The following is an 18,294-nucleotide window of genomic DNA, read 5'->3' on the forward strand; positions in this document are numbered from 1 at the left end:
AGCAGCCTTGTTCACCTGCTTTTTTATGTCATCAAACAGAACTTACAAAATAGGAGAGTTGTACAATGAGTCAATTTGTAAATGTGATCGGAGCAGGTTTAGCAGGAAGTGAAGCGGCATGGCAAATTGCCAAGCGCGGAATTAAAGTCCATCTGTATGAAATGAGACCTGTCAAACAAACACCAGCTCACCACACAGATAAATTTGCGGAGCTCGTATGCAGTAACTCATTGCGTGCGAACGCTTTAACGAACGCAGTAGGTGTTCTAAAGGAAGAAATGCGTCATTTAGATTCAGCCATTATCGCAGCAGCAGATGAAAGCTCGGTTCCTGCTGGCGGAGCGCTTGCAGTAGATCGTCATGAATTTGCAGCAAACGTCACAGACCGTGTGAAAAATCACCCGAATGTGACGGTCTTTCAAGAAGAAGTGCAAAGCATTCCAGAAGGTCCGACGATTATTGCGACGGGTCCTCTTACATCAGAAGCCCTTTCAAAAGAATTAAAATCATTAACCGGTGAAGAGTATTTATATTTCTACGATGCAGCAGCGCCGATCCTGGAGAAAGACAGCATTGATATGGATAAAGTGTACTTGAAATCACGCTATGATAAAGGAGAAGCGGCTTATTTAAACTGTCCGATGACAGAAGAAGAATTCGATCGTTTTTATGAGGCGCTCATTTCTGCTGAAACTGTGCCGTTAAAAGAGTTTGAAAAAGAAATCTTCTTCGAAGGTTGTATGCCCATTGAAGTCATGGCCAAAAGAGGGAAAAAAACCATGCTGTTTGGACCGATGAAACCAGTTGGTCTTGAAGATCCAAAAACAGGGAAAAGACCTTACGCTGTTGTTCAATTAAGACAGGATGATGCGGCAGGTACTTTATATAATATTGTTGGTTTTCAAACTCATCTGAAGTGGGGCGATCAAAAGGAAGTATTCCGTTTGATCCCAGGTCTTGAAGAGGCAGAGATTGTTCGCTATGGTGTAATGCACCGTAATACATTTATTAACTCGCCAAGCCTTCTAAAACCGACGTATCAATTTAAAAATAGAGACGACTTATTCTTTGCCGGACAAATGACTGGTGTTGAAGGATATGTTGAGTCCGCAGCTTCAGGACTAGTGGCTGGAATCAACGCAGCTCGATTTGTTAAAGGAGAAGAGCTTGTGACACTCCCAGAAGAAACAGCAATTGGCAGTATGGCTTACTACATCACATCCACAAACAAGAAAAGCTTCCAGCCGATGAATGCAAACTTTGGCTTGCTGAAAGATCTTGGCGTTCGAATTAAAAACAAACAAGAGCGCTATGCAGAGTACGCTAAACGCGCAATCGGAACTATTCAAACTATTTCGAAATCTCTGTAGTAAAACATTGCACGGAAAGCAAGATATGTGATACCATTTAAAAGCCTTAAAGAGGTGTAAAAATGACGGATAAACAGCGTCTTGTCCACTTATTCATTGAATATTTGCAGATTGAAAAGAACTATTCAGCTTTAACAATCTCAGGTTATACTGAGGCGATTGAAGAGTTTGTCAGATTTATGAACATTCAAGGAATAGACGGTTTTGAAGAGGTATCCTATCAAGATACGAGAATTTATTTAACAGAAGCTTATGAAAAAGGCCTTACAAGAAGAACGATTAGTAAGAAAGTCTCTGCACTTCGCAGCTTTTATAAATTTTTATTAAGAGAACAGCTTGTGAAAGAAAATCCTTTTTTACTCGTTAGCTTACCAAAGCAGGATAAGCGAATTCCTTCATTTTTGTATGAAGAGGAACTAAAAGAGCTATTTACAGTTTCTGATGTAAATACACCGCTTGGACAAAGAAATCAAGCCATTTTAGAACTTCTTTATGCAACAGGTATGAGGGTCAGTGAGTTATGTTCATTAAAAGAATCTGATCTTGATTTATCGATGGATACAGTGCTTGTTCATGGGAAAGGCAGCAAACAGCGGTATGTACCTTTCGGCTCTTATGCACATGAAGCGCTCTCCACATATTTAGAGGATGGAAGGCAGAAGCTGAAAGTGAAGAGAAAGGATCGTGCTGATTCACATGTGTTTTTGAATCAGCGCGGAGCTCCTCTTACAGATAGAGGCGTTCGATTCATTCTAACTGAATTAATGAAAAAGGCGTCTGGCACATTACATATCCATCCTCACATGTTAAGGCACACCTTTGCTACGCATCTTTTAAACGAGGGAGCCGATTTGAGAAGTGTTCAAGAACTTCTCGGTCACTCAAATTTATCATCAACACAGGTGTACACGCATGTATCAAAAGATTCTTTAAGAAAAACGTACATGTCTCATCACCCAAGGGCTTTTAAACGATCCTAAAAGGAGGTTTTTTCATGTCATCATTTCATGCAACCACAATCTTTGCCGTTCAACATAAAGGAAAAAGTGCGATGGCTGGAGACGGTCAAGTCACTTTTGGGCAGGCTGTCGTCATGAAACACACAGCAAAAAAAGTGCGCCGTCTTTTCGGAGGCAAAGTGCTCGCAGGTTTTGCTGGTTCAGTTGCAGATGCATTTACACTTTTTGAGAAGTTTGAAACGAAGCTTGAAGAATACGGTGGTAACTTAAAACGAGCAGCTGTAGAACTGGCGAAAGAATGGCGAAGTGACAAGATGCTCAGGCAGCTTGAGGCCATGCTTATCGTCATGAATAAAGAAAGTATCCTGCTCGTATCTGGAACAGGAGAGGTCATCGAGCCAGACGATGGCATTTTGGCTATCGGCTCAGGCGGTAACTACGCGCTTAGCGCCGGGAGAGCACTCAAGAAACATGCAGGTGATCATCTCTCAGCTCGAGAGATTGCAAAGGCGGCTCTTGAAACGGCCGGAGAAATCTGTGTCTACACGAACGATCAAATCACTTTAGAAGAGCTTGAATAGAAAGGACATGAGACGTATGGAGAAAAAGCCGTTCACCCCAAGAGAGATAGTTGAAAAGCTCGATCAGTACATTATTGGTCAGCTTGATGCGAAAAAAGCAGTGGCGGTGGCTTTAAGAAACCGTTACAGAAGAAGTCTTTTACATGATAAGCTAAAGGATGAAGTCGTTCCTAAAAACATCTTAATGATTGGTCCGACAGGTGTGGGGAAAACAGAAATTGCCCGCAGAATTGCAAGGATTTCTGGTGCGCCTTTCATTAAAGTGGAAGCGACGAAGTTTACTGAAGTTGGATATGTCGGACGTGACGTAGAATCAATGGTCAGAGATTTAGTGGAGACGGCAATCAGACTAGTCAAAGAAGAAAAAATGAAAGATGTGCAAGAAGAAGCGGAAAAACAAGCAAACAAACGGCTTGTTCATCTACTTGTTCCTGGAAAGAAAAAAAGTCAGTCTGTGAAAAATCCTTTTGAGATGCTATTTGGTGGTTCTGATGATGATGACAGTGATCGAGATCACTCAAGTGAAGAAGTAGAGCTTGAATCGACAAGAAAACGCATTGCACACCAGCTGGCGATGGGCGAACTTGAAGACCATTACGTCACGATTGAAGTTGAAGAGCAGCAGCCGTCCATGTTTGATATGCTTCAAGGATCGGGTATGGAGCAAATGGGTATGAACATGCAGGATGCGCTTAGCAATCTCATGCCTAAAAAGAAAAAACGCAGAAAGCTGACCGTCAGAGAAGCGAGAAAAGCGTTAACTGCTGAGGAAGCTTCAAAACTGATTGATATGGATGAAGTCGGTCAGGAAGCTGTGCAAAAAGCAGAGCAGCAAGGAATGATCTTTATCGATGAGATCGATAAAATTGCCAAAAGCGGTGGTGCATCGTCTGCAGATGTTTCTCGTGAAGGGGTTCAACGTGATATTTTACCGATTGTAGAAGGTTCTACTGTGATGACGAAGTATGGGGCTGTGAAAACAGATCATGTACTATTTGTAGCAGCAGGCGCTTTTCATATGGCGAAACCCTCGGATTTGATTCCAGAGCTTCAAGGACGCTTCCCAATCCGTGTAGAATTAGATAAATTAAGTATAGAAGACTTTGTGAAAATCTTAACGGAACCAGATAACGCGTTATTAAAGCAATATAAGGCTTTGCTTGAAACAGAAGGTATATCTCTTGAATTTTCTGACGATGCTATTCATAAGATTGCCGAAGTGGCTTATCACGTCAATCAGGAGACAGATAACATCGGTGCAAGAAGGCTTCACACCATACTTGAGAAGCTGCTAGAAGAGCTCTCATTTGAGGCGCCTGATATTACAATGGAAACAGTGACCATTACCCCTCAGTATGTAGAAGAGAAGCTAGGAAAGATTGCAAATAACAAAGACTTAAGTCAATTTATACTTTAACAAATGAATAAAGTAATCTAGGAGGATCATTATTATGGCGTTACTACAAAAAACAAGGATTATTAACTCGATGCTGCAAGATGCAGCGGGGAAACCGGTTAATTTTAAAGAAATGGCAGAAACACTGAGAGATGTCATTGATTCAAACATTTTCGTATTAAGCAGAAGAGGGAAGCTTCTTGGCTACTCTATTAACCAGCAGATTGAAAATGCACGTATGAAAAAAATGCTGGAAGATCGTCAGTTCCCTGAAGAATATACAAAAAGCTTATTCAATGTCCCTGAAACATCTTCAAACCTTGACATCAACAGTGAGTACACAGCTTTCCCGATTGAGAACCGTGATTTATTCCAATCCGGTTTGACAACGATTGTGCCAATCATCGGAGGCGGAGACCGCTTAGGGACGTTAATCCTTTCTCGTTTGCAAGATACATTCAAAGATGATGATTTAATTCTTGCTGAATACGGCGCAACAGTTGTTGGAATGGAGATTCTTCGCGAGAAAGCGGAAGAAATTGAAGAAGAAGCAAGAAGTAAAGCGGTTGTTCAAATGGCAATCAGTTCTCTTTCCTATAGTGAGCTTGAAGCGATTGAGCATATCTTTGAAGAACTTGATGGAAACGAAGGGCTGCTTGTGGCAAGTAAGATTGCTGACCGTGTAGGAATCACTCGTTCAGTGATCGTAAACGCACTTCGTAAATTAGAAAGTGCAGGCGTTATTGAATCTCGTTCTCTTGGAATGAAGGGAACATACATTAAAGTATTAAACAACAAATTTTTAATTGAACTTGAAAATTTAAAATCTCATTAATCAAAAAACCCTTTTTGGCCGAAATAAACGCTGAAAAGGGTTTTTTTGTATAAAAAAAGAGGAATTGTCCGAAAAATGACACGCTTTTTTCCAAGAAACCCCTTACAATTCTGTAGTGCTTTGAATCTAGGTCTTTGTACCTATTCGTAAAATAGATATATATTACGAGTTTTTTTTACAATTACATCATAGACTTTAATCCTATTATTTCTTACAATGAACATATGGTTTTACAAATCTCGACATGATTAAATGGAATGAAATACATATGATTGGAGGTATATGGTTTTGGATATATTTTCTGGAACGATAAGCAACCTTGAGAATGCCTTGGGCAGAGCGAATGTTAAGCAAAAAGTCATAAGCAATAATATCGCGAATATAGACACACCGAACTACAAGTCTAAAAAAGTTGCATTCCACGATATGCTAAATGATGCGTCAATCAAATTAGACGCTAAAAAAACATACCAAGGTCACATTGATTTTTCTAAAACAGGGTCAAATTATTCAGTTGTTACGAGTAACCGTACTTCTTATCAAGAAAACGGAAATAATGTCGATATTGATCAAGAGATGAGTGAACTCGCTAAAAACCAAATTCAGTATAATGCGTTGGTTGAAAGAATGAGCGGAAAGTTCAATTCTCTTAAAACAGTTTTGACAGGAGGTAAGTGATGTCGATTTTTTCAGGCGTTAACGCTTCGGCCTCAGCATTAACAGCACAGAGGCTCAGAATGGACGTTGTATCCTCGAACCTTGCGAATATGGATACAACAAGAGCGAAACAGGTTGATGGCAAGTGGGAGCCTTATAGACGCAAGCTCGTCACATTACAGCCGTCAGGTGAATCATTTTCATCTATATTGAACTCAAGCATGAATTCGAGCGGCAAATTAGGAAACGGCGTCAAAGTAACAAAGATTACTGAAGACGAAACTCCATTCAACCTTCAATATGATCCTACAAATCCCGATGCCAATGAAAATGGATATGTTCAAACACCGAATGTTGATCCATTAAAGGAAATGGTTGATCTCATCAGCAGCTCAAGGTCATATGAAGCAAACGTGACTGCGCTGAATGCGAATAAAAGCATGTTGATGAAAGCTTTAGAAATAGGAAAGTAAGGTGAAAAGAATTGGTTAACGCAATATCTCCTTTCCAGCTTCAAACTGCTCAGCAAGCAAGTGAATTGACGAATGCATCGTCAGTGCAGGCGGCTGCACCTAAAAGCCAAACGAATTTCTCTGATGTGCTGAAGAATTCCATTGAGGCATTAAATCAATCACAGCTCAAATCAGACCAGTATACGAATGCTCTCGCACAAGGGAAAGATGTCAATCTCGATGAAGTCATGATTGCTTCACAAAAAGCGAGTGTGACACTCACAGCTGCCACCGAATTTCGGAATAAAGCAGTCGAAGCGTACCAAGAGATTATGAGAATGCAGATGTAGGAGGTGCTGGTGGACAAAAAATAGACTGAATGGAATGACCGGGGGTTAAGATGAATCGTACTTTAATGCAATTAAGAACAAAAACAGTTGAGTTTTGGCGAAATCGATCAAAATTACAAAAAATACTCATGATTGGCGGCGTAGCTGCCCTAGCAATCATTATTACGGTTGTTAGCATCTTTGCTTCTTCTGAAAAAATGGTTCCGTTGTTTAGAGATTTGTCTGAGGCAGAAGCAGGGCAAATCAAACAGGAACTGGATGGCAAAAACGTTAAATCGGAACTTGCAAATAACGGAACGACGATTTTAGTTCCAGAAAAGCAAGCAGACACTTTAAAAGTCACACTCGCATCAGAAGGACTTCCTAAAACGGGGAATATTGACTACTCCTTCTTTGCAAATAATTCCGGCTTCGGTTTAACAGATAATGAATTTGATGTTCTGAAAGTAGACGCAACTCAGACAGAACTATCCAATCTGATCAACACGATTGATGGGATTAAAGATTCAAAGGTTATGATTAACCTGCCAAAAGATTCCGTTTTTGTTGGAGAAGAGCAAAGTAATGCATCAGCATCAATTGTGCTGCAAGTTCAACCAGGCTACACGCTTACTCAGCAACAAGTAAAAGGCCTTTATCATCTTATTTCAAAAAGTGTGCCGAACTTAAAAACAGAAAACATTGTCATTATGGACCAAGATTCCAACTACTATGACTTAAACAGCAGCTCAGATTCCTATGCAAGTGGAATGGATGCACAGCAGCAGAAAAAAGAGGAAATTGAAAAGAATCTTCAACGAAAAATTCAACAGCTGCTTGGAACGATGATGGGTCAAGAGAAAGTTGCCGTATCGGTCACAACAGACATTGATTTTACTGAAGAAAAAAGAAAAGAAGATCTTGTCGAACCAGTTGATCAAGAAAACATGCAAGGAATTGCTGTCAGCGCTGAAAAGATTGCTGAAACTTATTCAGGTAGTGGCGCAGCAGCTGGAGGCACCGCTGGAACAGGTGACGATGATGTCACAAATTATCAAGGCGCCGATGGAACGAATGGAAGCGGAGATTACGAAAAGAGCGAAGATCGCATCAATTATGAAGTCAACCGCATTCATAAAGATATCAAAGAAAGTCCTTATAAAATCAGAGACGTTGGCATTCAGGCACTGGTGGAACCACCTACTGCAAATGATCCGACCTCATTAACTGCTGAAAGGCAGGATGATATTAAAAAAATTCTTTCAACCATCATCAGTACATCGATTGATAAAGAATACACAAACGGTCAAGCACTCACTCAAGCTGACTTGGATAACAAAATCGTTTTATCTGTATCAAAATTAGACGGTAAACAGCAAACGACAGCAGAAAACCCTTCAAACAATATTCCGATTTGGGTTTATATTGTTGGTGGTGTGCTACTACTTGCCATTATCGCTCTCATCATTCTTCTCGTACGTAAGCGAAGAAAAGAAGAGGAAGAAGAGTTTGAGTTTGATGAACGTACACCAATCCATGTTCCTGATATCGATACTGAGCCAGAAACAGAAGAAATGGTGAGAAAAAATCAGCTTGAAAAAATGGCGAAAGATAAACCAGAAGACTTTGCTAAATTGCTACGCAGCTGGCTGTCCGAGGATTAGGAGGAATACACATGTCGAGAAAAGATCCAAATCGACTAACAGGCAGACAAAAAGCAGCAATCCTAATGATTTCCTTAGGGCTAGACGTGTCAGCATCTGTATACAAACATCTGTCTGAAGACGAAATAGAAAAATTAACATTAGAAATTTCAAATGTAAGAAGTGTAGATACTGCTAAAAAAGATGAGATCATCGAAGAATTTCACAGCATTGCCATCGCGCAGGACTACATATCACAAGGCGGCCTTATGTACGCAAGACAAGTGCTTGAAAAAGCGCTTGGTGAGGACAAAGCGGACAGCATCTTAAATCGCTTAACATCCTCACTTCAAGTGAAACCATTTGATTTTGCTAGAAAGGCTGACCCAGAGCAAATTTTAAACTTTATCCAGCACGAGCATCCACAAACCATTGCGCTCATTCTATCCTACCTAGATCCAGTACAGGCTGGACAGATTTTATCTGAGTTAGGCGAGGAAGTGCAAACTGAGGTTGCAAGAAGAATTGCTTTAATGGACCGCACATCTCCAGAGATCATCAATGAGGTGGAACGTATTCTTGAACAAAAGCTTTCTTCAACCTTTACGCAAGATTATACCCAAACGGGCGGAGTCGAAGCGGTAGTCGAAGTACTGAATGGTGTAGACCGTGCAACGGAGAAAACCATTTTAGATACACTGGAAATACAAGATCCTGAGCTTGCTGATGAAATTAAGAAACGTATGTTTGTCTTTGAAGACATTGTCACTCTTGATAGCAGAGCCATTCAGCGCGTGATTCGAGATGTTGAAAATGACGATTTACTACTTGCACTCAAAGTGGCAAGCGAAGAAGTCAAAGAAATTGTCTTCCGCAACATGTCGCAGCGTATGGTCGAAACGTTCAAAGAAGAAATGGAGTTTATGGGACCTGTCCGGCTTAGAGATGTCGAGGAAGCACAGACTCGTATTGTCAGCATCGTAAGACGACTTGAAGAGGCTGGAGAAATCGTCATAGCTCGAGGTGGAGGAGACGATATCATTGTCTAGGATTATCAAACATGAAACATCTGTTATTCCTGAACAAGGCCGTCAAACCATTCCCTTGCAGCAAGTGGAATTCAAAAGAGAACGCCACGAAGAAGAGCTTGTCAACGAAACAGAAGCATCTCAGCTTGTATTAAGTGATGCACAAGATGAAGCAAGCCGTATTTTAGAACAAGCAAATCGTGAGCTGGAACAAACAATGGCTGAAATCAATCAGCGGCGATCTGATTTTGAAGCAGAAAGAGTACAGCTCATTGAAGAAGCGAAACAAACAGGTTATCAAGATGGTTTTCAAAAGGGCGAAGCAGATGCGAATTTACAGTATCAATCGATTCTTCATCAAGCGAATGACATTGTCAGCCTTGCAAAGCAGGACTATGAAGCAAAAATTGAAAGCTCTGCTGAAGAAATTGTCGAACTTGCCTTTGAGCTCGCTAAACGAGTATGGAATGCAGCTGAGGACACAAAAGAACAATTTTTAACGCTAGTGAAGCAGGTCATTTCAGAAGTGAAAGAATATGACGATATTTCCATCTATGTCGACCCTGCACATTACGAACATGTGATGGAATATAAAGACGAATTAAATAGAATCCTTCAAAAAAATACACATCTTGCCATTTACTCGGATGAAAAAGCACCAAAAGGTACTTGTTACGTCGAAACAAGCTTTGGAAAAGTGGAAGCGAGTGTTGATACCCAAATGAATCAGTTAAAGGAAAAGTTATTAGAAGTCATTGATTCAGGTGATCACAAATGAACATAGATGTGCTAAAAGAAACGATTGAAACCGCCGATCCTTATAAACGTTTTGGTAAAGTCAATCGAGTTGTTGGACTGATGATCGAGTCCAAGGGGCCAGAAAGCTCAATCGGTGATGTATGTCTTATTCACAAAAAAGGGAGTAAGAATCATCCGATCAAAGCAGAAGTCGTTGGTTTTAAAGATGAAAACATTCTGCTCATGCCCTATGTAGAAGCCTCTAACATCTCACCAGGCAGTCTTGTTGAAGCAACAGGTGAGTCGTTAAAGGTCAAAGTAGGAACTGGTTTAATCGGGCAGGTTGTTGATGCTTTCGGTGATCCACTGGACGGCAGCATGCTTCCTAAAGGACTTGCACCTGTCTCAACAGATCAATCTCCTCCAAACCCAATGGACAGACCGCCTATTCGTGAAAAAATGGGCGTTGGTGTCAGAGTGATCGACAGCTTGCTCACAGTCGGCACTGGTCAAAGAATCGGAATATTCGCGGGAAGCGGTGTTGGTAAAAGTACCTTAATGGGGATGATAGCCAAGCAGACAGAAGCGGATCTCAATGTCATTGCACTTGTTGGAGAGCGTGGACGTGAAGTTCGCGAATTTATCGAAAAAGATTTAGGAGCTGAAGGACTGAAGCGTTCGATTGTTGTTGTCGCAACTTCAGATCAGCCCGCACTGACAAGATTAAAAGCAGCCTATACGGCAACAGCCATTGCCGAATATTTCAGAGACAGAGGCAAAAATGTCATGTTTATGATGGATTCTGTCACAAGGATCGCCATGGCACAGCGAGAAATAGGACTTGCAACCGGCGAACCGCCAACAACAAAAGGATATACGCCTTCAGTGTTCGCTATACTGCCAAAATTGCTTGAACGAACTGGTACAAATCAACTTGGTTCCATCACAGCGTTTTACACAGTGCTTGTTGATGGTGACGATATGAATGAGCCGATCGCTGATACAGTGCGGGGGATTTTAGATGGCCACATAGTACTTGATCGTGCATTGGCCAACAAAGGACAGTTTCCAGCTGTCAATATTCTGAAAAGTATCAGTCGTGTCATGAGTAATATCGCAAGTCATGATCACAAGGAAGCGGCTAACCGGTTCCGCCAGCTTTTATCCACATATCAAAACGCTGAAGACCTCATTAACATTGGAGCATATAAAAAAGGCTCCTCTAAAGATATTGATGAGGCCATGCAAGCTTACCCACAACTGATTTCATTTTTGAAGCAGGACGTTGAAGAGGCTGTATCGATTGAAGACAGCGTGAGGATATTGCTCAGTTTGATGAATAGAGAGGATTGACAAAAACAGTGAGATATCAATACAAATTTCAAAAGCTCTTAGAATTGAAAGAAAGTGAAAAAGACAAATCACTCGCAGCGTATCAACAATCCGTTTCGGCATTTGAGCAAGCCGCTGAAAAACTCTATGAAAATATGAGTAAAAAAGAGCTAATGGAAAAGAGCAAAGAAGAAAAGCTGAGAAGTGGGATGAGTGTTCAAGAAATGCGTCATTATCAGCAATTTGTGACGAACTTAGATAACACCATTCATCATTATCAGCAGCTTGTGATCATGAAACGCCATCAAATGAATGAAAAACAATCTGATTTAACTGAAAAAAATATTGAGTTTAAAAAGTTTGAAAAAATGAAAGAAAAGCAATTTGAAAAGTTCTCCCTTGAACATAAGGCAATTGAAATGAAAGAAATGGATGATATCTCTATCAGCCAATTCATGTTTCAAGGACATTAGGAGTCGAGATGAATGCCTAAGAAGGAAAAAACAAAGGAATCAAGCGGCGGTAAATTTCAATGGATCTTGTTTATTGTTATTATCCCATTGGTTGTGCTTGTGATCGTGGTGGGCACAATCCTTTATATGGCGGGTTATGATCTAAAAAAACCGCTCCAAAACATTCCAGGAATTAGCAGCTTGGTTGGATCAGATGACACCTCAAAAACGTCATCTTCAAATAACGATCAACGTGATACAGAGTTGAAAGCGTTGAAAAAGACGATTAAAGAACAAGAGAATGAACTCGAAATTGCTCAAAAAGACTTGAAGACAAGTGATGAAGAGATTAAACGATTGAATCAAAAAATCAATTCACTTGAAAAAACATCTGAAAATGAGGATACGTCAGCAAGTGACAGTTCATCAAACAGTACATCATCAAGTGGTAACGCATCAGGATCGTCATCTGATACGTCAGCATCTTCTAATCAGCAATCAAAAGGAAAGGTCGCCAGCATTTATGAAAGCATGGATGCAGGGAAATCTGCCAAAATTCTATCAGAGCTAAGTGATAAAGAAGCTTTGAAGATCCTTGAAGAGCTGAGTAAAAATAAGCTGACGGACATATTAGCAAAACTGACACCTCAGAAGGCAGCAACGTTCACGAAGGAGCTTGCCAAAAAAGAAAAAAGTGAAGATGGGGGTGGACAATAAGTGAAGCTATTGGATATTGGAGCCTTACAGCAATCTTCCCAAGGTCTCTCTGGACTAAAGGGAGAGGGTGCAGTATCTGCTCGCGGCCTATTTAAACAATTGTTAAATGGCGCAGGTATTCAAAGTGGTCCAGCTATTTCTCAGCCAGCGGGAACCACTCTATCCATGAATGATGCGATGCAAATCATTGAAAAATGGATGCAATCACCTGATGAAGGAATAGATGGAGATCTTCTTGCGGCACTTCAGGCGCTGCAAGGTCAAAAGCTTGAGGGGGCTGACTTAAAGTCACTTGAAGAGCTATTTCAAAAGATGGAATCGGTTATCTATGGCGATCAGGATGAGAAGCCAGTTGCTGAACATAGTGAACAGCTCATACAAGTCCACTTTTTCTTATATCAACTGCTGAATCAGCAGCCAGTGAGCTTCGATGCAAAACTTGTACAGGATATTCAAGCAAAAGGTGAAGATTTCATCAAGTTTCTAACGAAAAACGGAGCAGATGAAAAGCTCATTCAACAAGTAAAAGAGCAGTTCTTCTCGCAAGGATCGGCACCTAAGCTGAATAATATGTCGCAAAGCGAGCTGAAACACTTTAATCAATTAATCGATCATATGATGGCGAATGCGAAAGGGTCAGATAAAGAGTGGAAAATTTCCTTAGGAGAGTTAAAAGAAATGGTTGCTCCAAGGCAAGAATCTTCCTTCTCATCTCCAGCAAAAGGTGCTGCCTCACTTGAATGGCTCATGAAAAAAGAAGTCATCAAGGGTCAAGGCACTGCGGCACCTGCTTCTGAAAAAACAATCACCCATACGCTGCTTCCAGGGCATAAACAGTTTTTCCAACTGCAATCAGCAGCTCCTGTGCAGCAGACGCAAACAACTGACGAAAAGCCAGGCACGGTTGATCAGCAGATTTTAAATACGTGGAAACAAATGAAGTTCACACCATTTGGCAATTCAAGCGGACGGTTTACCGTTCGATTAAATCCAGAAAATCTCGGTTTTATTACCATCCAGCTAACGAAACAAAACGGGATGTATGCGAGTAAAATTACAGCTTCAACACAAGCAGCAAAAGAGCTGCTCGAGCATCATCTGCCGCAGCTCAAGCAGGCGTTACCGAACATGTCGGTTCAAGTTGACCGTTTCCATATACCGCTTCAGTCAAATGAGCAGCCGTCTTTTGGACAATTTAATGAAGAAGGCAAGCAGCAGCCATCAAAAGGACAAAGTTTTCAGCAGCCTGATGAACAGGAAGCTGAATTCCAAGATGTACTGGATGCTCTTGTTGGATCAGATGAAGATGAGGAGGAGATTTAATGGCAACTGTTGATGCGACGAATAGAACAACTGCAACGACAGACACTTCTTCAAGCGCAGCAAAAAAAACAGACACGCTTGGGCGAGATCAGTTCTTGAAAATCTTGCTTACGCAGCTTCAAAACCAAGATCCGACAAACCCGATTGATGACCGTGAGTTTGTCACACAGCTTGCAACATTTTCTTCTTTAGAACAGCAAATGAATATGAACGAATCTATCACTCAAATGAATCAGATCATGTCTACATTTGTTGCACACCAAGATCCGTTTACGACATATGTAGGCTGGATTGGTAAAGAAGTAGCGGGCAAACAAGATGATCAAGACATATCTGGCACTGTGAAATCTGTGAAAAACATAAATAACGAATACTTCTTATATCTAGAAGATGGGACGAAAATCAGCCCTTGGGACGTTACAACTGTTGGAGAAAAATCGTAAGCAAATCGAGGAGGAAAATAAATGTTACGCTCACTTTACTCAGGAATTAGCGGAATGAAAAACTTCCAAACAAAATTAGATGTTGTAGCCAATAACGTGGCCAACGTCAATACACACGGATACAAAAAAAGCCGTATCACTTTTAAAGATATGGTCAGTCAAACCATTGCAAGTTCTGGTGGACCGACGAATAACTCTGGTTCAATCAACTCAAAACAAGTTGGTTTAGGATCAGCTTTATCTTCTATTGATAAAATCATGACATCAGGTTCTTCTCAAAATACAGATCAACCTTATGATTTCTATATCAATGGTGATGGGTTCTTTCGTATTCAAAGTCAAGGAGAAATTCTTTATACACGAACCGGGAATTTCAAACCTGACTCAGAGGGTAGCTTAATTACTCCTGATGGGAACTATCTGCTTGGAATGGATGGACAAAAAATAACGATTCCAGAAGGCGTTTCAAGTGTAAGTGTTGGTCCTGATGGAACGATTTCGGTAGTTGAAAACAATGTATCGAGAACAGTTGGACAAGTATCGCTCGTATCTTTCCGTAATGCAGGAGGATTAGACAAAGTTGGTGACAACCTTTACCGCCAAACGTTAAGTTCAGGTGCACCAAGTAATCCTATCGTTCCTGGTGAAGAAGGAACGGGTGTCATCCAAACAGGTAAACTTGAAATGTCAAACGTTGATTTAACAGAAGAGTTTACCGAAATGATTATCGCACAGCGTGGATTCCAATCGAATGCAAAGACGATCACAACATCTGATGAAATTCTGCAAGAACTTGTGAATCTGAAACGATAGGAGGTAGGGGGAGCGGTTTATCGCTTCTCTGCTTAATATGATTGAAGTGACAAGATTAAATGGCAAAGGATTTATGCTCAACGCTCTCCATATCGAGCAAATCGAAAGCTTTCCAGACACGACCATTACACTCGCCAATGGAAAGAAATTCGTTGTGAAAGAAGATGAAGAGCAGCTTCAGGAGAAAATCATTTCTTTCTATAGAAAAATCCAAGTCATTTCATTGAATCAAGGAATAGAGGAGTTTGAATGAAGAAGAAATTAGTCGTAGTAATGCTTATCATGATTATTGCTATCGTCGGAATTGGAGCAGGCATTTTCTTTCTGCTAAATGGGTCAGAAGAAGCAAAAGCAGAAAAAGAACCAACAGCAGATGAAGTCGTAAAAGCTTCTGTTGAAATTCCTGAGATTGTGACCAATTTAAAATCTGAAGGAAATGCGGTTAAACTTGTGCTAAATATTGAAACAGATTCAGAAAAAGCCAAAGACGAGCTTGAAAAAAGAAGCTTCCAAGTGAAAGATGCCGTGATCGACATTTTATCAGATACGAATGCAGATGAACTTGATGGCAAAAAAGGCAGAGACCATTTTAAAACACAGGTCAAAAACAAAGTGAATAACTATTTGCAAGATGGCAAGGTGAAAGAAGTTTATATAACCTCCTTTAGTCTGCAATAGAGGCGATTAATTGACACGATGGAGGTGAAGAAATGTCAGGAGAAGTGCTTTCCCAGAATGAGATCGATGCATTATTATCCGCCATATCAACAGGCGAAATGGATGCAGAAGAGCTGAAAAAAGAACAAACGACGAAAAAAGTGAAAGTGTATGACTTTAAACGTGCACTGCGCTTTTCAAAAGACCAGATTCGAAGTTTAACAAGAATTCATGATAACTTCGCTAGACTGCTTACCACACACTTTTCAGCGCAGCTAAGATCATATATTCAAATTTCTGTCAGCTCGGTTGACCAAGTGCCATATGAAGAATTTATTCGTTCGATTCCTAATATGACATTATTAAACTTATTTTACGTCAGCCCGCTTGAAGGAAGAATCATGCTTGAAGTGAACCCAACGATTGGCTATGCCATGATGGATAGGCTGATGGGCGGGATTGGCATTAGTCATAATAAGACAGAATCACTGACAGAAATCGAAACAAAGATTATCTCAAACATGTTTGAGGGAGCTTTGGAAAACTACAGAGAAGCGTGGCAGTCCATAACCGACATCGAGCCAGAAATGGCAGATTTCGAGGTAAATCCCCAGTTTGTTCAAATGGTGTCACCAAACGAAACAGTTGTCGTCATTTCTCTTAATACACAAATTGGTGAGGTAAGCGGGGTTATTAACCTCTGTATTCCTCACGTAGTATTAGAGCCTATTATTCCGAAGCTGTCTGTACATTACTGGATGCAATCTGAACGAAATGAACCGAAACAAGAAGAAACGAAGGCCATTGAAAAACGGATTATGACGGCGAAAATACCGGTAGTCGCAGAGCTTGGACAATCGGAGATGACGGTGGAAGAGTTTTTGAATTTGGAAATTGGTGATTGTATTGCCTTGGACAAACCAGTAAATGCGCCTCTTACTGTTATGGTCGGAAATAAACCGAAATTCTTGGGACAGGCCGGCCGCGTGAATCGGAAACAGGCGATTCAAATTCTAGATCACGACATAAGAGGTGAAGAAGATGGAGAATAACGGAAGTAAATTATCACAAGATGAAATCGATGCGCTCCTTAAAGGAGGCAGTAATGACGATATAGAGCCTGAGACACTCCTTTCTGCAATGGAACAAGATGCCATTGGAGAAATCGGAAATATATCATTTGGAAGCTCTGCAACAGCACTTTCAACCCTATTAAGTCAAAAAGTGGAGATTACAACTCCAACTGTCACAGTGATTCAAAAAAGCAAGCTGAATGAGGAATTTCCTCATCCGTATGTCGCGATTGAAGTGAATTATACGGAAGGCTTTAGTGCAAGCAACCTGCTTGTTATCCAGCAAACCGATGCGGCAGTCATTGCGGATTTAATGATGGGCGGAGATGGAACAAATGCTGACCCGTCGTTAAGTGAAATTCACTTAAGTGCAGTACAAGAAGCGATGAACCAAATGATGGGTTCTGCAGCGACGTCCATGTCAACAGTCTTTAATAAAAAGATTGATATTTCCCCGCCTCGCGTTGAGCTGCTTGATGTGAAAGAAGGAGAAGGCACAGACCGCATTCCAGCTGAAGAAATGCTTGTCAAAGTGTCCTTTAGATTAACAATAGGTGAACTCATAGATTCAAATATTATGCAGCTTTACCCTATTACGTTTGCGAAAGATTTGATTGCAGAATTAACAGACCCAGCGGAAGAAGAGCCGGTTCAAGAAGCACCTCAGAGTGCGCCTGAACCACAGCAGGCTGCTCCGCAAGCACAATCTGCTCCTATGCAGCAATCGGCACCACCGAAAAGACAGGCGAAGCCAAAGCCGGCAGAACCTGTCAATGTGGCGCCAGTTGAATTTGAGGCATTCAGTGAGCCTCAGCATACAACAAGTCAGCTCGGTAATCTTGATATGCTGATGGATATTCCACTTTCCATTACAGTGGAGCTTGGAAGAACGCAGCGCAGTGTGAAAGAAGTACTTGAACTTTCCGCTGGAAGTATCATCGAACTGGACAAACTTGCAGGTGAGCCAGTCGACATTCTGGTCAACAAACGAATCGTCGCCAAAGGAGAAGTTGTTGTCATTGATGAGAACTTTGGTGTACGTGTGACTGACATTTTAAGTCAGTCTGAAAGACTTTCTAATTTAAAATAAACAAACATATAGGGAGAGAATAAGTAAATGGCTACTAAGGTATTAATCGTAGATGATGCAGCATTCATGAGAATGATGATTAAGGATATTCTTGTAAAAAACGGATTTGATGTAGTAGGAGAAGCAGAAAACGGCGCACAAGCTGTTGAAAAATTTAAAGAAACATCTCCTGATCTAGTCACAATGGATATCACAATGCCAGAAATGGACGGGATCACAGCATTAAAAGAAATTAAACAAATCGATGCTTCTGCAAAAATCATTATGTGCTCAGCGATGGGACAACAATCAATGGTTATTGATGCCATTCAAGCAGGTGCAAAAGACTTTATCGTGAAGCCATTCCAGGCAGACCGTGTACTTGAAGCAATTAATAAAACGTTAGGCTAAAAAAGGGTGTAAGACT

General features: G+C 40.8%; 22 protein-coding genes. All 22 read left to right on the forward strand.

The genetic code is table 11. The features are described 5' to 3' along the window. The first annotated feature begins 65 nt into the window (after positions 1-65). The 22 genes from trmFO to NST57_RS08590 all read left to right on the forward strand — a co-directional run bounded on the left by trmFO (position 66) and on the right by NST57_RS08590 (position 18,278). A complete protein-coding gene (trmFO, locus tag NST57_RS08485) occupies positions 66-1,370 on the forward strand; it encodes an FADH(2)-oxidizing methylenetetrahydrofolate--tRNA-(uracil(54)-C(5))-methyltransferase TrmFO (RefSeq protein WP_072367268.1) in 1,305 nt (434 codons plus the stop codon). Positions 1,371-1,432: 62 nt separating this feature from the next. Beyond that, positions 1,433-2,350, forward strand: a complete 918-nt coding sequence (gene xerC, locus NST57_RS08490; RefSeq protein WP_341298393.1) for a tyrosine recombinase XerC — start codon at positions 1,433-1,435, stop codon at positions 2,348-2,350. 14 nt (positions 2,351-2,364) lie between these two features. Next, a complete protein-coding gene (gene hslV, locus NST57_RS08495; RefSeq protein WP_007499614.1) occupies positions 2,365-2,910 on the forward strand; it encodes an ATP-dependent protease subunit HslV in 546 nt (181 codons plus the stop codon). Between the two features lie 16 nt (positions 2,911-2,926). Next, entirely contained in the window at positions 2,927-4,327 is a 1,401-nt protein-coding gene (gene hslU / locus NST57_RS08500) for an HslU--HslV peptidase ATPase subunit (RefSeq protein ID WP_142155034.1), read from the forward strand. 34 nt (positions 4,328-4,361) lie between these two features. Continuing rightward, positions 4,362-5,141: a GTP-sensing pleiotropic transcriptional regulator CodY gene (gene codY, locus NST57_RS08505; RefSeq protein WP_041108981.1), complete on the forward strand. Its 780-nt coding sequence runs from the start codon at positions 4,362-4,364 to the stop codon at positions 5,139-5,141. A 288-nt stretch (positions 5,142-5,429) separates the two neighbouring features. Further along, positions 5,430-5,819 carry a flagellar basal body rod protein FlgB gene (flgB, locus tag NST57_RS08510; protein ID WP_073413488.1) on the forward strand — a complete coding sequence of 130 codons (390 nt, stop codon included), beginning with the start codon at positions 5,430-5,432 and terminating at the stop codon, positions 5,817-5,819. Further along, complete coding sequence (flgC, locus tag NST57_RS08515; protein WP_007499610.1) at positions 5,819-6,271, forward strand: flagellar basal body rod protein FlgC; 453 nt, start codon at positions 5,819-5,821, stop codon at positions 6,269-6,271. The genes flgB and flgC overlap by 1 nt, the downstream gene beginning before the upstream one ends. Before the next feature lie 11 nt (positions 6,272-6,282). Further along, entirely contained in the window at positions 6,283-6,600 is a 318-nt protein-coding gene (gene fliE, locus NST57_RS08520) for a flagellar hook-basal body complex protein FliE (RefSeq protein ID WP_007499609.1), read from the forward strand. A 50-nt stretch (positions 6,601-6,650) separates the two neighbouring features. Then, on the forward strand, positions 6,651-8,243 hold the full coding sequence (gene fliF, locus NST57_RS08525) for a flagellar basal-body MS-ring/collar protein FliF (protein WP_341298394.1): 1,593 nt from the start codon (positions 6,651-6,653) through the stop codon (positions 8,241-8,243). Between the two features lie 11 nt (positions 8,244-8,254). Further along, positions 8,255-9,271, forward strand: a complete 1,017-nt coding sequence (gene fliG / locus NST57_RS08530) for a flagellar motor switch protein FliG (RefSeq protein ID WP_008344808.1) — start codon at positions 8,255-8,257, stop codon at positions 9,269-9,271. Further along, positions 9,264-10,028, forward strand: coding sequence for a flagellar assembly protein FliH (gene fliH / locus NST57_RS08535; protein WP_142155035.1), 765 nt, complete (start codon positions 9,264-9,266; stop codon positions 10,026-10,028). Before fliG ends, fliH begins: the two co-directional genes overlap by 8 nt. After that, a complete protein-coding gene (fliI, locus tag NST57_RS08540) occupies positions 10,025-11,341 on the forward strand; it encodes a flagellar protein export ATPase FliI (RefSeq protein WP_142155036.1) in 1,317 nt (438 codons plus the stop codon). Before fliH ends, fliI begins: the two co-directional genes overlap by 4 nt. Positions 11,342-11,349: 8 nt before the next feature. Next, positions 11,350-11,793 (forward strand): flagellar export protein FliJ, encoded by a 444-nt coding sequence (gene fliJ, locus NST57_RS08545; RefSeq protein ID WP_024720352.1) that lies wholly within the window; start codon positions 11,350-11,352, stop codon positions 11,791-11,793. Between the two features lie 12 nt (positions 11,794-11,805). Continuing rightward, positions 11,806-12,489, forward strand: coding sequence for a magnesium transporter MgtE N-terminal domain-containing protein (locus NST57_RS08550; RefSeq protein ID WP_142155037.1), 684 nt, complete (start codon positions 11,806-11,808; stop codon positions 12,487-12,489). Beyond that, positions 12,490-13,812 (forward strand): flagellar hook-length control protein FliK, encoded by a 1,323-nt coding sequence (fliK, locus tag NST57_RS08555; protein ID WP_142155038.1) that lies wholly within the window; start codon positions 12,490-12,492, stop codon positions 13,810-13,812. Beyond that, positions 13,812-14,255, forward strand: coding sequence for a flagellar hook assembly protein FlgD (gene flgD / locus NST57_RS08560; RefSeq protein ID WP_142155039.1), 444 nt, complete (start codon positions 13,812-13,814; stop codon positions 14,253-14,255). Before fliK ends, flgD begins: the two co-directional genes overlap by 1 nt. A 21-nt stretch (positions 14,256-14,276) precedes the next feature. Beyond that, positions 14,277-15,068: a flagellar basal body rod protein FlgG gene (flgG, locus tag NST57_RS08565; RefSeq protein WP_142155040.1), complete on the forward strand. Its 792-nt coding sequence runs from the start codon at positions 14,277-14,279 to the stop codon at positions 15,066-15,068. A 37-nt stretch (positions 15,069-15,105) separates the two neighbouring features. Next, a complete protein-coding gene (locus NST57_RS08570; protein ID WP_008344794.1) occupies positions 15,106-15,321 on the forward strand; it encodes a flagellar FlbD family protein in 216 nt (71 codons plus the stop codon). Continuing rightward, positions 15,318-15,746, forward strand: coding sequence for a flagellar basal body-associated protein FliL (gene fliL / locus NST57_RS08575; protein ID WP_142155041.1), 429 nt, complete (start codon positions 15,318-15,320; stop codon positions 15,744-15,746). The genes NST57_RS08570 and fliL overlap by 4 nt, the downstream gene beginning before the upstream one ends. A 32-nt stretch (positions 15,747-15,778) precedes the next feature. Further along, positions 15,779-16,777: a flagellar motor switch protein FliM gene (gene fliM / locus NST57_RS08580; protein ID WP_142155042.1), complete on the forward strand. Its 999-nt coding sequence runs from the start codon at positions 15,779-15,781 to the stop codon at positions 16,775-16,777. Then, on the forward strand, positions 16,767-17,888 hold the full coding sequence (fliY, locus tag NST57_RS08585; RefSeq protein ID WP_142155043.1) for a flagellar motor switch phosphatase FliY: 1,122 nt from the start codon (positions 16,767-16,769) through the stop codon (positions 17,886-17,888). Before fliM ends, fliY begins: the two co-directional genes overlap by 11 nt. 27 nt (positions 17,889-17,915) lie before the next feature. Further along, complete coding sequence (locus tag NST57_RS08590; RefSeq protein WP_003212360.1) at positions 17,916-18,278, forward strand: response regulator; 363 nt, start codon at positions 17,916-17,918, stop codon at positions 18,276-18,278. The last annotated feature ends 16 nt before the right edge of the window (positions 18,279-18,294 follow it).

It is taken from the genome of Bacillus sp. FSL M8-0077 (genome assembly GCF_038050255.1).
GTDB lineage: Bacteria > Bacillota > Bacilli > Bacillales > Bacillaceae > Bacillus > Bacillus altitudinis.

Excerpts from the sequence above, each read along its gene's own strand:
- codY (WP_041108981.1), top strand. The coding sequence starts at position 4,362 with ATGGCGTTACTACAAAAAACAAGGATTATTAACTCGATGCTGCAAGAT.
- fliF (WP_341298394.1), top strand. The coding sequence starts at position 6,651 with ATGAATCGTACTTTAATGCAATTAAGAACAAAAACAGTTGAGTTTTGG.
- fliM (WP_142155042.1), top strand. The coding sequence starts at position 15,779 with ATGTCAGGAGAAGTGCTTTCCCAGAATGAGATCGATGCATTATTATCC.
- flgG (WP_142155040.1), top strand. The coding sequence starts at position 14,277 with ATGTTACGCTCACTTTACTCAGGAATTAGCGGAATGAAAAACTTCCAA.
- hslV (WP_007499614.1), top strand. The coding sequence starts at position 2,365 with ATGTCATCATTTCATGCAACCACAATCTTTGCCGTTCAACATAAAGGA.
- flgD (WP_142155039.1), top strand. The coding sequence starts at position 13,812 with ATGGCAACTGTTGATGCGACGAATAGAACAACTGCAACGACAGACACT.
- fliL (WP_142155041.1), top strand. The coding sequence starts at position 15,318 with ATGAAGAAGAAATTAGTCGTAGTAATGCTTATCATGATTATTGCTATC.
- NST57_RS08570 (WP_008344794.1), top strand. The coding sequence starts at position 15,106 with ATGATTGAAGTGACAAGATTAAATGGCAAAGGATTTATGCTCAACGCT.
- NST57_RS08590 (WP_003212360.1), top strand. The coding sequence starts at position 17,916 with ATGGCTACTAAGGTATTAATCGTAGATGATGCAGCATTCATGAGAATG.
- trmFO (WP_072367268.1), top strand. The coding sequence starts at position 66 with ATGAGTCAATTTGTAAATGTGATCGGAGCAGGTTTAGCAGGAAGTGAA.
- flgC (WP_007499610.1), top strand. The coding sequence starts at position 5,819 with ATGTCGATTTTTTCAGGCGTTAACGCTTCGGCCTCAGCATTAACAGCA.
- NST57_RS08550 (WP_142155037.1), top strand. The coding sequence starts at position 11,806 with ATGCCTAAGAAGGAAAAAACAAAGGAATCAAGCGGCGGTAAATTTCAA.
- fliG (WP_008344808.1), top strand. The coding sequence starts at position 8,255 with ATGTCGAGAAAAGATCCAAATCGACTAACAGGCAGACAAAAAGCAGCA.
- fliY (WP_142155043.1), top strand. The coding sequence starts at position 16,767 with ATGGAGAATAACGGAAGTAAATTATCACAAGATGAAATCGATGCGCTC.
- xerC (WP_341298393.1), top strand. The coding sequence starts at position 1,433 with ATGACGGATAAACAGCGTCTTGTCCACTTATTCATTGAATATTTGCAG.
- hslU (WP_142155034.1), top strand. The coding sequence starts at position 2,927 with ATGGAGAAAAAGCCGTTCACCCCAAGAGAGATAGTTGAAAAGCTCGAT.
- fliI (WP_142155036.1), top strand. The coding sequence starts at position 10,025 with ATGAACATAGATGTGCTAAAAGAAACGATTGAAACCGCCGATCCTTAT.